The organism is Hyphomicrobiales bacterium (assembly GCA_016710435.1).
GTDB lineage: Bacteria > Pseudomonadota > Alphaproteobacteria > Rhizobiales > Aestuariivirgaceae > Aestuariivirga.
In genome coordinates, this window is sequence record JADJVV010000001.1 from 2,898,675 (window position 1) to 2,911,859 (window position 13,185).

The window sequence follows — 13,185 nt, forward strand, 5'->3', positions numbered from 1 at the left end:
CTGAATATTCAGTCCACTGATTAAGGAAGCCCGGTGTTCGCACCGGGCTTTTTTGTTGGAACCTCAGCGACGCCCGAAAACGGGCTTGCCAGTCCCGGCACTCACCGTTGCAGCGGGCCGCACATAGGTTGCCTGAACCACGGGTTCAGGCATACGCGGGGGCTCGGCAGCTTGACCTTGCGCGGCATAGGTGCGGAAATAATCGTCATCGAGTTTGGCGAGCTTGCCACCCGAAGCCGAAGCGGCATCGCTGTAACCGCCGCCGGATCCACCGGGCGGACCGAAGCGGTTGTCGCCGCCGTCGCCATTGCAGAACCCGCATTCAACCATCTGCCAGATGCCACCGATAAACGGCACAAGCACGATGAATGTCCAAAGACCACTCTTGTCCCGGTCGTGGTAGCGCTTCACCGTGGAGGCGATGTTGATCCATAGTCCTGCCCCAACGGCGAGCACGATGATGAGGAAGATCGCGGCACCCGGAGCGGGATCTGTCCCATCCAGGCTTCCATCCAGTCCCATGGCCCCCGCCAGCATGCCGAAGCCCACCAGATAGACGACCGGAATGGCGATCAGTTGCGCCAACCACCACGAGCCGCGTCCGATGCGTCCCTGGAATCCGAACAGCGTGTGAAGCATGGCTTCCTCCCGTGACGGCGGCGATTTTGAGCCCAAATCTCTAAGGTGCTGTTAAGTCCCGGCTGGCAAATGGCTTGAAAAACCGCTGCCGCACCCAAGCGAATCGGGCTGAAAGTGCTAAGCACGCCGCTATATTTTTGACGTCGGGAACTGCCATGGCCATCACCCACAAGCGTATCCTGCTGAAGATCTCGGGCGAAGTCCTGATGGGTCCGCAGTCTTTCGGCATCGACCTGCCGACGGTGGAGCGCGTGGCTGACGAAGTGATCGCCGCGCGCAAGACCGGCGCCGAGATCGCGCTCGTGATCGGCGGCGGCAATATCTTCCGCGGGATGGCAGGCGCTGCCCGTGGCATGGACCGGGTCTCCGCCGACCACATGGGCATCATGGCCACCATCATGAATGCGCTCGCCATGGAAGGCGTGCTGCGCGGCAAGGGTGTAGATGCGCGGGTCATGTCCGCGATAGCCATGCCAACCGTATGCGAAACCTATTCGGCCCACGAAGCCATCCGCCACCTGGAGCAGGGGCGCGTGGTGATCTGCGCCGGCGGAACGGGACTGCCTTTCTTCACCACCGACACGGGAGCCGCGTTGCGGGCGGCGGAATTGCGCTGCAGCGCGCTCTTCAAGGGCACCAGTGTGGACGGTGTCTACAATGCCGACCCGAAGAAGGTTCCGGAGGCAAAACGTTTCAAGACAATCACTTACAAGGATGTGCTCGCCCAGGACCTGAAGATCATGGACAACGCGGCCATTGCCCTTGCGCGTGACAACGGCCTGCCTGTCGTTGTATTTTCCATCCGGGAAGCCGGAAACGTTGCGCGCGTGCTCAACGGCCAAGGCACATTCACGACCATCACCAGAGACTGAGATCAAGGACCCATCATGGCTGCACCCGCCCCCTTCAATTCACAGGACATCAAGCGCCGCATGCACGGTGCCGTGGACGCGCTGAAGCATGATTTCGGCGGATTGCGTACCGGCCGCGCCTCGGCCACGCTGCTCGATCCCATCCACGTCGATGCCTACGGCGCCAACGTACCGCTGAGCCAGGTGGCCTCCGTCAGCGTGCCGGAGCCGCGCCTGCTGCAGATCAGCGTCTGGGACCGTGGCCTCGTGATCGGGGTGGAGAAGGCCATCCACGCCTCGAACCTCGGCCTTAATCCGCAGACGGAAGGCCAGGTGATCCGCCTGCGCATGCCCGACCTGACACAAGACCGCCGCAAGGAACTGGTGAAGGTCGCGCACCAGTATGCCGAAAAGGCCCGCGTTGCCGCGCGCAACGTGCGCCGCGACGGCATGGACCAGCTCAAGGCGCTCGAGAAGGCGCACCTGATGAGCGAAGACGAGCACAAGAACAAGGCTGACGAAGTCCAGAAGTTCACCGACGACACGATGAAGGACATCGACGCGGCACTGAAGACCAAGGAAGCCGAAATCATGCAGGTGTGAGCCGAAGCGCCATGCGTTCCAGCCTCAAGATTCCCCGCCACGCCGCCATCATCATGGATGGCAACGGGCGTTGGGCCGCAGCGCGCGGACTTCCGCGCTCCGCCGGACACAAGGCCGGGATCGACGCGTTGCGCAACGCCGTACGCACCGCCGCCGACATGGGCATCGAATACCTGACGATCTATTCTTTCAGCACCGAGAACTGGTCGCGGCCCAAGACGGAAGTGATGTTCCTGCTCGAACTGCTGCGCCGCTTCATCCGGCAGGACGTGGCCGAACTCCACGCCTCTGGCGTGCGCATCCACGTGATCGGCGATCGTGAAAAGCTCGAGGGCAGCATCGTCTCGATGCTGGAGGATGCCGAGAAGCTGACCCGTGACAACACCAAGCTTAATCTGGTCGTCGCCTTCAACTATGGCAGCCGTCAGGAAATCACCCGCGCCGCCCGCGCCATTGCAGCCGACGTGGCGGCAGGCAAGGTGGCGCTCCCGGACGTGACACCGGAGCTGCTCGAAAGCCGGCTCGATACGGCAGGCATGCCAGCACCCGATCTTCTCATTCGCACCGGCGGCGAGGAACGCATTTCGAATTTCCTGCTGTGGCAATGCGCCTATGCGGAATTCGTCTTCGTGCCCGAGTTCTGGCCTGACTTCAGCGCCGAGATCTTCGCCCGCGCCGTGGCGGAATATGGCTCGCGCGAACGCCGCTTCGGTGGCCTGAAAGTCCAGTCCGCATGAGCGAGGCACCTCCGGCCCCGGCAGCGGGTGGCGCGAAATGGCAGGACCTTGGCGTCCGCGCATCTTCCGCCGCCGTTCTCATTCCCGCCGTGCTGCTCGACATCTGGCTTGGTGGATTGTGGTTTGAGCTCTTTGCCGCCTTCCTCGGAATCCTCATGGCGCATGAGTGGACGGTGATCGCCCATGGCCGGTCCACCTCGCAGTTCGCCCTCCATGCACTCGCCGCCTTGTGTGCGGCGTTCCTGCCGAAGGAGATCGGCCCGCTGCTCACATGCGCCGTGATCCTCGTGATCGCCGCCGTCGCCTATGCCGGGGTTGCTTTCGGTCCCCGTGAGAAATCGCCGTGGTGCTTTGTCGGCGTTCCATATGTGGCGCTGCCGGTTCTGGCCCTCGTCGTACTCCGGCATGATCCGCAATGGGGCCTTCACGCCATCATCTGGATCATGCTCACCGTCTGGGCCGCCGACAGCCTGGCCTATTTCGCCGGGCGCATCATCGGTGGACCGAAACTCGCGCCGAAGATTTCGCCCAAGAAAACCTGGGCTGGCATGGGCGGTGCCATGGCCGGTGCGGCCATTGCCAGCGGTCTCTATGCATCCTGGGTGGCGCCGTCGGTGCTGCCGCTTGTTGTTCTCGCTGCCTTGTTCGCCGTGGTGGAGCAGGGCGGTGACATTCTGGAAAGCGCCTTCAAGCGCTATCACGGCGTCAAGGATTCTGGCCATCTCATCCCCGGCCATGGCGGCATCATCGACCGGGTGGACGGCCTGATCGCCGTCACCGTTGTGGCGGCGATCATCGGGTTTATCCGCTACGCGCCCTCGGCCGCGCAGGGCCTCCTGGTGTGGTAACCATCTTGCCGAAATATTGACGCAAAAGCCCCGCTTTGTAGTTAAGACTTCGTAAACGCGCCCCGCGGCGGGCGGCATTTGTGTTGACAGGAAGAGGCTATGGAATTGTCATCCCTCGTGAATTTGCCCCTGGGCTATATCTTGCCTTTCCTCGTGGCGATCACGATCATCGTTTTTGTGCATGAGTTCGGGCATTTCCAGGTTGCCCGCTGGTGCGGCGTGAAGGTGGAAGCCTTCTCCATCGGTTTCGGCAAGGAAATTTACGGCTGGGTGGATCGCCATGGCACCCGCTGGAAGATCTGCTGGCTGCCCCTCGGCGGTTATGTGCGCTTCGAGGGTGATGCCAACGCCGCCAGCATGCCCGGCAGCGAACCAGCAGTGGCACCGCGCGGCCCCGGCAATTTCCACGGCAAGCCAATCTGGCAGCGTGCCGCTGTCGTGGCGGCCGGCCCCATCGCCAACTTCATCCTTGCCATCGCGATCTTCACCGCGGCCTATTCGATCATCGGCGTACCCTATTCGGAACCGCGTGTGGACGAAGTGATTGCCGGTTCGGCAGCCGAAAATGCGGGCCTGAAACCCGGCGACTTCATCCGCAAGGTGGATGGCAGCGACACCAGGAGCTTCGGTGCGGTGCAGGAGATCGTTTTCCAGAGCGGCGGACAATCGCTGCCCATCGTCGTTGAGCGCGCCGGCAGCCTGATTGAACTCACCCTGACGCCGCGTGTGGAGGAAATGCCGGATGGCTTCGGTGGCAAGATCAAGGTGGCGCTCATGGGCGTGCGCCACAACCCGGCGACCGACAAGGCCCTTTACGAGCGCTACTCGCTGCCCCAGGCCTTCGCCAAGGGGATCGAGCGCACCTGGTATATCATCGCCACCACCGGCCACTATGTCGGCAAGCTGTTCACCGGCAACGAAAGCATCGACCAGATCGGCGGTCCGATTGCCATGGCCAAGGGGGCAGGCGACACGGCCTCGTCCGGCGGCCTTGCCTTCATCAGTTTCGTGGCCCTGCTGAGCGTCAGTATCGGACTTATTAACCTATTTCCTGTTCCTATGCTCGATGGCGGCCACCTTGCTTTCTACGCCGTTGAAGCCTTGCGCGGAAAGCCGCTGGGGCCCAACGCCCAGGAGTGGGGATACCGCATCGGTTTCTCCTTTGTAGTCATGCTCATGTTGATCGGAATCTGGAACGACGTCGTGAGAATGGTCAGCGTCTATCTGGGCAGTTGAAACAACGACTTAGTTTCAGTTGCATTAGAGGAGAAACGGACTAAAAGAGCCATCGCGGATCGCGGGCTGATTTGGGGACTGATTTGCGCCATGGTGAGGTCACAATGGGTCGCAATTGAAGTTCAGGGGTCGGGCTGGGACGCGCGATTCGCCGGAGTGGGGAGCATGTCGAACCTTGTCCGGACGTGGGTGGATGGCACGGCGCAAGTGAGATTGGCTTATTGGATGCGTAATAGACTTTCAGTGATTGGCGTTTTGGTGCTGTTGGCGCTGACCCTTGCCCCGGTACTTTCTCCTGCAACATTTTCGCGTCCTGCCTATGCCGCCGCCGTGAGCGGCATCGTCATCAACGGCAATCAGCGCGTCGAAGACGAAACAATTCTCTCCTATATGCAGCTTGGCGTCGGCGACCAGTTCGACAGCGAAGCCGTCGACGAATCCATCAAGGTCCTGTTCCAGACGGGCCTGTTCCGCGACGTCTCGATTGACCGCAGTGGTTCGCAGCTTGTCATCACCGTTGTCGAAAACCCGCTCATCAGCGTGGTGAACTTCGAAGGCAACAGCGAGATCGATGATGATACGCTGGCCAAGGAAGTCGAAGTCCGCGAGCGCATGATCTTTACCAAGGCGCGCGTCGCCAGCGACAACCGCCGCATCCTCGCGCTCTACCAGAAGCAGGGCTTCTACAACGTCTCCGTTGTGCCGAAGATGATCCGCCTGCCGGAAAACCGCATCAACCTCGTGTTCGAGGTGAACGAGGGCGGCAAGACCTACGTCCGCCAGATCAATTTCGAGGGCAACAACAGCTTCTCCGATGGCGACCTGCGCGACGTGATCGCCACCAAGAAGCGCAACTGGCTGTTCTTCTTCTTGCGAAATACGACGTATGACGCCGACCGCCTGCAGTACGACAAGGAACTGATCCGCCGCTACTACCTCAAGAACGGCTTTGCCGACGTGCAGGTGCTGGATGCCAGCGCGCAGTATTCCGGCAGCGAGGAGGGTGGCTTCATCATCAACTTCGCCATCGAGGAAGGTCCGCGCTATACGGTGGCCGACGTTGCGGTGAACATCGGCGATGCCAACCTTGAACCCGACAAGCTGCGCAAGGTCGTGAAGACCGGCGTGGGCGACAGCTACGACGCCTCCAAGGTGGACAAGTCGGTTGAAAAGCTGACACTTGAGGCTTCGAACCAGGGCTTCGTCTTCGCCAAGGTCGAGCCGAAGGTGGATCGTGATCCGGCCAACGGCAAGCTCAACATCACTTACGACATCACCGAGGGTCCGCGCACCTATGTCGAGCGCATCGACATCGTCGGCAACGACCGCACGCTGGACCGCGTCATCCGCCGCGAACTGCAGCTGTATGAAGGTGACGCCTACAATCGCACGCTCGTCGAGCGCGCCCGCCGCCGCCTGACGGCACTGGACTACTTCTCCAGCGTCGAGTTCAAGGAAGAGCCGGGTTCCGCGCCTGACAAGGTGGTGCTGGTGGTCGAAGTCGTCGAAAAGTCGACGGGCCAGATTTCCTTCTCCATCGGCTACTCCACAGTGGAAACCGTGATCGGGCAGGTGAGCCTCTCCGAGCGCAACCTTTTCGGCCGTGGTTTGCAGGCCAAAATCGATACCTCGCTCAGCTTCAAGAAGCAGTCGGTCAACCTCAGCGTCACCGAGCCCTATTTCATGGGCAAGCCCATCGCCATGGGCTTCGACGTGTTCGCCAACGCCTCCGACAACAAGTCCACCTCGTCCTACCAGAGCAAGCAGATCGGCGGCGCGCTGCGCACCGGCTTCCGCCTGGACGAGTATTCCTCGCTCAGCCTCAAGTACCTGATCGCGGGCCGTGAAGTGAGCGGCATCGATGACGCGGTGTCATCGCCCATGGTCATCTCGCAGGAAGGCAAGAGCTGGAAATCGGCTGTCAGCGCCACCTACACCTATGACGACCTCGACAACCCGAACAAGCCGTCGAGCGGGCTTCGTGCCCAGTTGGAAACGGAACTGGCGGGCCTCGGTGGTGACGCGCAATACGCTTCCGTCGAAGGTCACGCCTGGTACTTCATCCCGTTCATGGATGAAAAGGTCGTGCTGAAACTCGAGGCCAACGCCGGACACATCCAGTCGCTCGGCAATGACGTGCCGCTGCAGGACCTGTTCTTCAAGGGTGCGGACTCCTTCCGTGGCTTTGCCCGCTCCGGCCTCGGCCCCAAACAGACCGGCAATGACGGCGTGCTCGATTCGATCGGCGGCCAGACCTATGCCATCGGCACGGTCGAAGTGAACTTCCCGCTCGGCATTCCCGAGGAATGGGGCATCGAAGGCGCGGTGTTCAGCGACTTCGGTACGGTGTTTGGCACGGATGCAATCACGCAAGCCAGTGCACCCTTGACCACTTGCACAGGCGCAACCGCTTGCACCGTCTTCGACTCCATGAACCTCCGCGCCTCGGTGGGTGCGGGCATCATCTGGACGTCGCCGTTCGGACCGCTGCGCCTCTCGGCCACCTATCCGATCCTCAAGGAAAAGACCGACGATACGGAGATCTTCCAGTTCTCCATCGGCACGCGCTTCTAGACGAGGTTGCAGATTCAGCTAAAAGGGGCGGGAATTTCCCGCCCTTTTTCTTTTCAGGACCGCTTCAAGGATTTCCCATGACCGACGTTGCACCGGCCGCTCCCACGGGCAAGACCGTGGATATCACCCGCATTCTCAAGCTGCTGCCGCACCGCTACCCGTTCCTGCTGATCGACAAGCTGGTGAACATCCACGGCGAGGAGAGCGGCACGGCGATCAAGAACGTCACCATGAACGAGCCCTTCTTCCAGGGGCACTTCCCGGGCCGCCCGGTCATGCCGGGCGTGCTGCTTGTCGAAGCCATGGCCCAGGCCGCCGGCGCCATCGTATTGGAGCACCTCGGCGATGCCCACGCCGGCAAACTCGTGTTCTTCATGTCAATCGACAAGGCCCGCTTCCGCAAGCCGGTGGTGCCGGGCGACCAGGTGCATTTCCACGTGAAGCTCAGCCACAAGCGCCCGCCCGTCTGGAAATACTGGGCCGAAGCCCATGTCGACGGCAAGAAGGTGGCAGAAGCCGAAATCGGCGCCATGCTGATGGACGAGCGCGGCGTCTGATCTCACAATCGAACGTCATGCCGTTGGCTGACGGCAGAGATTTCTCGGGCCATTAAACCAGTGTCGTTGGTTTAGCCCCGCGAACCCATGGGCACGTAGTCGCGGCGGGTGGGGCCAGTGTAGAGCTGGCGCGGACGGCCAATCTTCTGGTTCGGCTCCTCGATCATTTCCTTCCACTGCGAAATCCAGCCCACGGTGCGGGCCAGCGCGAAGAGCACGGTGAACATGCTCACGGGGAAACCCATGGCGCGCAGGATGATGCCGGAATAGAAATCCACATTCGGATAGAGCTTGCGCGAGATGAAATATTCATCCGACAGCGCCACCTTCTCCAGTTCCTGCGCCACCTGCAGCAGCGGGTCTTCCACGAGGCCCAACTGGTCAAACACTTCCTTGGCGGTGGCCTGCATGATCTTGGCGCGCGGATCGTAGTTCTTGTACACGCGATGCCCGAAGCCCATCAGGCGCACGTTGGAGTTCTTGTCCTTCACCTTGGAGATGAAGTCCGGAATGTTCTCGGGCCGGCCAATTTCCGACAGCATCTTGAGGGCGGCCTCGTTGGCGCCGCCATGCGCCGGGCCCCACAGGCAGGCGATGCCCGCGGAAATGCAGGCGAAGGGGTTGGCACCCGACGAGCCCGCAAGACGCACGGTGGACGTGGAGGCGTTCTGCTCATGGTCGGCGTGCAGCACGAAGATACGGTCCATGGCGCGTGCCATCACCGGGTTCACCTTGTACTCCTCGCACGGCACGGCAAAGCACATGTGCAGGAAGTTCGCTGCATAGGAGAGGTCGTTCTTCGGATAAACGAAGGGCTGGCCGATGTGATACTTGTAGGCCATGGCCGCAATCGTCGGCAGCTTGGCGATCATGCGGTGCGAGGCGATTTCGCGCTGGCGCGGATCGTTGATGTCAACCGAGTCGTGATAGAAAGCCGAGAGCGCGCCCACCACCGCGACCATGACCGCCATCGGATGCGCGTCACGGCGGAAGCCGCGGAAAAGAAGCGCCATCTGCTCATGCACCATGGTGTGGCGTGTGATGGTGTTTTCAAACTTCTGCCGTTCCGCAGGCGTGGGCAATTCACCGTAGAGCAGCAGATAGCAGGTCTCGATGAAGTCACCTTGTTCGGCCAGTTGCTCGATAGGGTAGCCGCGATAGAGAAGTACGCCTGCATCGCCATCGATGTAGGTGATGGTGGATTCGCAGGAGGCCGTGGAGGTGAAGCCGGGATCGAAGGTGAACGCCTTCGTTTCCTTGTAGAGTGATGCGATATCGATCACATCCGGCCCGATTGAACCGGAGTGGACGGGCAGCGTCACCGTCTTGCCATCAAATTCCAGCTTGGCGGTCTTTTTGCTCTCGGCCATCACGGACTCCCACTTGTTCGGCAGACACTATTGCGGCGCACCAAAAAGGTCAACCTTGCTGCACTATTTGCGACTTTGGAACGATAAAGCGTCGCATTTGATACGCGCCAGGGTCAAGTGGCGGCGTGGTCTGCAATGCGGGCGAGCGCTTCTTCCCGTCCCAGGACTTCGAGCACATCAAAGATGCCGGGAGAGGTGGAAGTTCCCGTGAGAGCAGCGCGGAGCGGCTGTGCGAATTTGCCGAGCTTGATTCCTGTCTGTTCGGCATGAGCCTTCACCGCAGCCTCCAGCACCGGGGCCGACCACGCGGATGCGCCGTCGAGGACCGGCTGCAGGGCCGCAAGTGCGGCCTGTCCGCCATCGGCCAGAATCTGCTTCGCCTTGTCATCCATGGGCAGGGGACGCCGCACATAGAGGAAGGCCGCGCCCTTCAGCAGTTCCACCAGTGTCTTGGCGCGCTCCTTGAGACCGGGCATGGCATGCAGCAACTTGGCCTTCATCGCATCGTCGGTCTGCGCCAGAAGCTCCGGCCCACCTTCGGCGTAGGGCATGAAGGCGAGCAGGTGGTTCAACAACTCCGCATCCGGCGTGTGGCGGATGTAGTGGCCATTGAGATTCTCCAGCTTGGCGAAATCGAAGCGCGACGCCGACTTGCCCAGCGCCCCCAGATCGAACCATTCCACCAGCTGCCCGGTGGAGAAGATCTCATCGTCGCCGTGGCTCCAGCCCAGGCGTGCGAGATAGTTGCGCAGGGCCGCGGGCAGATAGCCCATGGCACGATAGGCCTCCACACCCAACGCACCATGGCGCTTGGAGAGCTTCGCGCCGTCCGGCCCGTGGATCAGCGGCACGTGGGTCATGGACGGCACGCTCCAACCCATGGCGAGATAGATCTGCGTCTGCCGCGCTGCATTGGTGAGATGATCGACGCCGCGGATGATGTGCGTGATGCCCATGTCATGGTCGTCCACCACGACAGACAGATTGTAGGTGGGATTGCCATCCGAACGCAGGATGATGAGATCGTCGAGATCCTTGTTGGGAATGACAACGCGGCCCTGTGCCTGGTCGTCGATCACCGTCTCGCCCTCCTGCGGCGCACGGAAGCGGATCACGGGCTTCACGCCAGCGGGAGCGGTGGAAGGATCGCGGTCGCGCCACGTGCCATCATAGCGGATAGGCCGCTTCTCGGCTTCCGCCTTGGCGCGCATTGCCTCCAGGTCCTGCGGCGAGCAGTAGCAGTAATAGGCCTTGCCGCGCTTCAGCAGCTCGTGTGCCACTTCGCGGTGACGCTCTGCGCGGGCGAACTGCGACACCGCATCGCCGTCCCAGGTGAGGCCAAGCCAGGTGAGGCCGTCAAGGATCGCGGTCACGGCCGCATCAGTGGAGCGTTCGCGGTCAGTGTCTTCGATGCGCAACAGCATCTTGCCGTCGCGGCCCCGCGAATAGGCCCAGTTGAACAGTGCCGTGCGCGCGCCCCCGATGTGAAGGAAGCCAGTGGGCGAGGGTGCAAAACGAGTGATCACGGGCGATGACATGTACGCCTAATTCCTTGTAGCCTTGGTCGTCAGGGGGTGGGGCAGCAATGGCCGTTGTGGAGCCGGATAGCACAGGGTCCGTGGCCGTCAAAGGCCATGCACGGATGGCGGCTGCCATGGCGTCCTGGCGCAGCGCCGCCGCGCGGATCGGCGAAATCGAGGGCGCGCGCCTCACGGTGTGGACGCCCATGCTGCTGGTCGCCGGAATCTGGGGCTACTTCGCCCTGGCGCACGAACCGGGTTGGCCGCTGGTAGTGTCGCTGGCCGTCTGTGCTGGTGCCCTCGCGCTGCGCTTCCGCCACATCCCGACGCTCGTGGCCGTCGCCCTCATCTTCATGGGCTTCGTGGGCGCAGACCTGCGCACCGCATGGGTAAGCACGCCGCTGTTGCGCGCTTATGTTCCGGGTGCCACCATCACAGGTCGGCTGCGCGATGTGGACCGCCCCAGCGCCAAGCGCCTCACGCTCGTCGTCGATGTGGAAACGGCGAGCGGATTGCCGCCGGAGGAAGTGCCGCGCCGCGTACGCCTCACCGTGACGGGCCAGATGGACACGCCGCAGATCGGCGACCGTGTCAGTGGCACCGCCATGCTGTTGCCGCTGCCGCTGCCCGTTTCACCGGGCGCATTTGACTATGGCCGCAGCCTGTTCTTCGAGTCGATCGGCGCCACAGGACGCTTCACCGCGCCTCCGACCGTGGAGAAGGGAGACGTGCCCCTGCGCTATCAGTTGCGCCGGAGCCTGCATGGTCTTCGCGCCACCATCGGTGCGCGCGTGGCGGCCGTGATCGAGGGGCCTTTGGGCTCATTCGCCGATGCGCTCATCACCGGCGAGCGGGCACGCATCCCGAAGGCCATGAATGCAAGCCTGCAGGCCTCTGGCCTGTTCCACATCCTCTCGATCTCCGGCCTGCACATGGCCATGGTAGCGGGCACGTCCTTCTGGCTGGTGCGGGCACTGCTGGCGCTCTCGCCAGCACTGGCGCTGCGGCGGCCGATCAAGAAATGGGCGGCGGGTGCGGCCCTTGTTGTTGGCGGCTTCTACATGTTGCTGGCCGATGGAGGTGCCGCAACGGAACGCTCCTTCATCATGATCGCCGTCATGTTCTTTGCCGTGATGGTGGACCGTCCGGCAATCTCCCTGCACAATCTCGCGGTGGCGGCGGTCTTCATCCTGCTGTTCTCGCCCGAACAGGCGGTTGCCGCCAGTTTCCAGATGTCGTTCCTTGCCGTCATGGGCCTCGCTGCCTTCTTTGAATGGTGGAGCCTTCGCATGCCCCGCGCCGCACCTGCCACGGCGGGACGTTTGTGGCGCTGGATGTGGAAGCTGGTGCATCTGGCGCTCACCTCACTTGCCGCCTCACTCATTGCAGGCGGACTGTCGAGCATTCCCGCCGCCCACCACTTCGGCCGGCTCGCGCTCTACAGCGTGGTCAGCAATGCCCTGGCCTTGCCGGTCGCCAGTGTCGCTGTGATGCCCATGGCCTTGTTGGCAGTGCTGCTGATGCCCTTCGGACTTGAGGCGCTTCCCCTGATGGTGATGGAACAGGGGTTGCGCGTCGTCATGGCGATTTCCGATTGGGTGGCAAGCTGGCCCAATGCGGGCCTCGCCATGCCGCTGCTGAGTGCGGAAGCGGCGGCGGCACTGTCCTTCGCGGCGGCCTTCCTCGCCATGCCACGAAGCGCGCTCCGCTGGCTCTCCTTGCCATTGCTGGCCATCGGGATCGCACTGGTCTGGCAGCAGTCCTCGCCGGATGTCCTGGTGGAAGAACGGACACAGACGGCGGCCGCTGTCGATCAAACCGGCTATCTGGTGCCGCTGCCCGACAAGCGCGGGCGCTTCTCCGTCAACAAGTGGCTGCTGGCACGCGGGCAGAACCAGAAAGCGGCCGACGCCGCCAAATGGCCCTTGTGGACCTGCGACGCAAGCCAATGCCGGGCCACGGTAAAGGGGAGGGACGTGGTGTTCCTGCGCGAGACGGCAGCCCCCATCAAGCCGTGCCCGCGCGCCGCAGTCATCATCGCGCAATATCCGTTGCGCCGCCGCTGCAAGGGAACGCTCGCCACGATTGACCGCTTCGATGTCTGGCGGCAGGGCGCCCATGCCCTGACATTCACCCCGCAAGGCGTGGAGGTGGCGACGGCCCGCGGCGCACAGGGAGACCGCGCCTGGCGCGTCTGGCCCCGCCCGCGGCTGAAATAGTTTCGCAGTTGTATTCTGGGACGGATTGGCA

The 13,185-nt window shown here is 62.5% G+C and carries 11 protein-coding genes; 8 read left to right on the plus strand and 3 right to left on the minus strand.

Annotated elements, in window-relative coordinates:
* Nucleotides 1-63: 63 nt before the first annotated feature.
* A complete protein-coding gene (locus IPM06_14140; GenBank protein ID MBK8771564.1) occupies nucleotides 64-639 on the minus strand; it encodes a DUF805 domain-containing protein in 576 nt (191 codons plus the stop codon).
* Between the two features lie 155 nt (nucleotides 640-794).
* Here IPM06_14140 and IPM06_14145 point away from each other — a divergent pair, with 155 nt between their 5' ends.
* The 7 genes from IPM06_14145 to fabZ all read left to right on the plus strand — a co-directional run bounded on the left by IPM06_14145 (nucleotide 795) and on the right by fabZ (nucleotide 8,045).
* Nucleotides 795-1,511, plus strand: coding sequence for a UMP kinase (locus tag IPM06_14145; protein MBK8771565.1), 717 nt, complete (start codon nucleotides 795-797; stop codon nucleotides 1,509-1,511).
* Between the two features lie 15 nt (nucleotides 1,512-1,526).
* Nucleotides 1,527-2,093, plus strand: coding sequence for a ribosome recycling factor (gene frr, locus IPM06_14150; protein MBK8771566.1), 567 nt, complete (start codon nucleotides 1,527-1,529; stop codon nucleotides 2,091-2,093).
* Between the two features lie 11 nt (nucleotides 2,094-2,104).
* A complete protein-coding gene (locus IPM06_14155; protein MBK8771567.1) occupies nucleotides 2,105-2,830 on the plus strand; it encodes an isoprenyl transferase in 726 nt (241 codons plus the stop codon).
* Nucleotides 2,827-3,678 carry a phosphatidate cytidylyltransferase gene (locus IPM06_14160; GenBank protein ID MBK8771568.1) on the plus strand — a complete coding sequence of 284 codons (852 nt, stop codon included), beginning with the start codon at nucleotides 2,827-2,829 and terminating at the stop codon, nucleotides 3,676-3,678. The genes IPM06_14155 and IPM06_14160 overlap by 4 nt, the downstream gene beginning before the upstream one ends.
* 99 nt (nucleotides 3,679-3,777) lie before the next feature.
* The gene (rseP, locus tag IPM06_14165) at nucleotides 3,778-4,914 is read left to right on the plus strand and encodes an RIP metalloprotease RseP (protein MBK8771569.1); all 1,137 of its coding nucleotides are present in this window, start codon (nucleotides 3,778-3,780) and stop codon (nucleotides 4,912-4,914) included.
* 165 nt (nucleotides 4,915-5,079) lie between these two features.
* Complete coding sequence (gene bamA / locus IPM06_14170) at nucleotides 5,080-7,488, plus strand: outer membrane protein assembly factor BamA (protein ID MBK8771570.1); 2,409 nt, start codon at nucleotides 5,080-5,082, stop codon at nucleotides 7,486-7,488.
* 77 nt (nucleotides 7,489-7,565) lie between these two features.
* On the plus strand, nucleotides 7,566-8,045 hold the full coding sequence (fabZ, locus tag IPM06_14175; protein MBK8771571.1) for a 3-hydroxyacyl-ACP dehydratase FabZ: 480 nt from the start codon (nucleotides 7,566-7,568) through the stop codon (nucleotides 8,043-8,045).
* Between the two features lie 71 nt (nucleotides 8,046-8,116).
* Here the strand turns inward: fabZ and gltA are convergent, their stop codons facing one another.
* Together gltA and IPM06_14185 are read right to left on the minus strand one after the other, a co-directional pair.
* Nucleotides 8,117-9,415, minus strand: a complete 1,299-nt coding sequence (gltA, locus tag IPM06_14180) for a citrate (Si)-synthase (GenBank protein MBK8771572.1) — start codon at nucleotides 9,413-9,415, stop codon at nucleotides 8,117-8,119.
* Nucleotides 9,416-9,528: 113 nt separating this feature from the next.
* The gene (locus tag IPM06_14185) at nucleotides 9,529-10,953 is read right to left on the minus strand and encodes a glutamate--tRNA ligase (GenBank protein ID MBK8771573.1); all 1,425 of its coding nucleotides are present in this window, start codon (nucleotides 10,951-10,953) and stop codon (nucleotides 9,529-9,531) included.
* Between the two features lie 116 nt (nucleotides 10,954-11,069).
* Here IPM06_14185 and IPM06_14190 point away from each other — a divergent pair, with 116 nt between their 5' ends.
* Nucleotides 11,070-13,154, plus strand: coding sequence for a ComEC/Rec2 family competence protein (locus IPM06_14190; protein MBK8771574.1), 2,085 nt, complete (start codon nucleotides 11,070-11,072; stop codon nucleotides 13,152-13,154).
* Nucleotides 13,155-13,185: the final 31 nt, after the last annotated feature.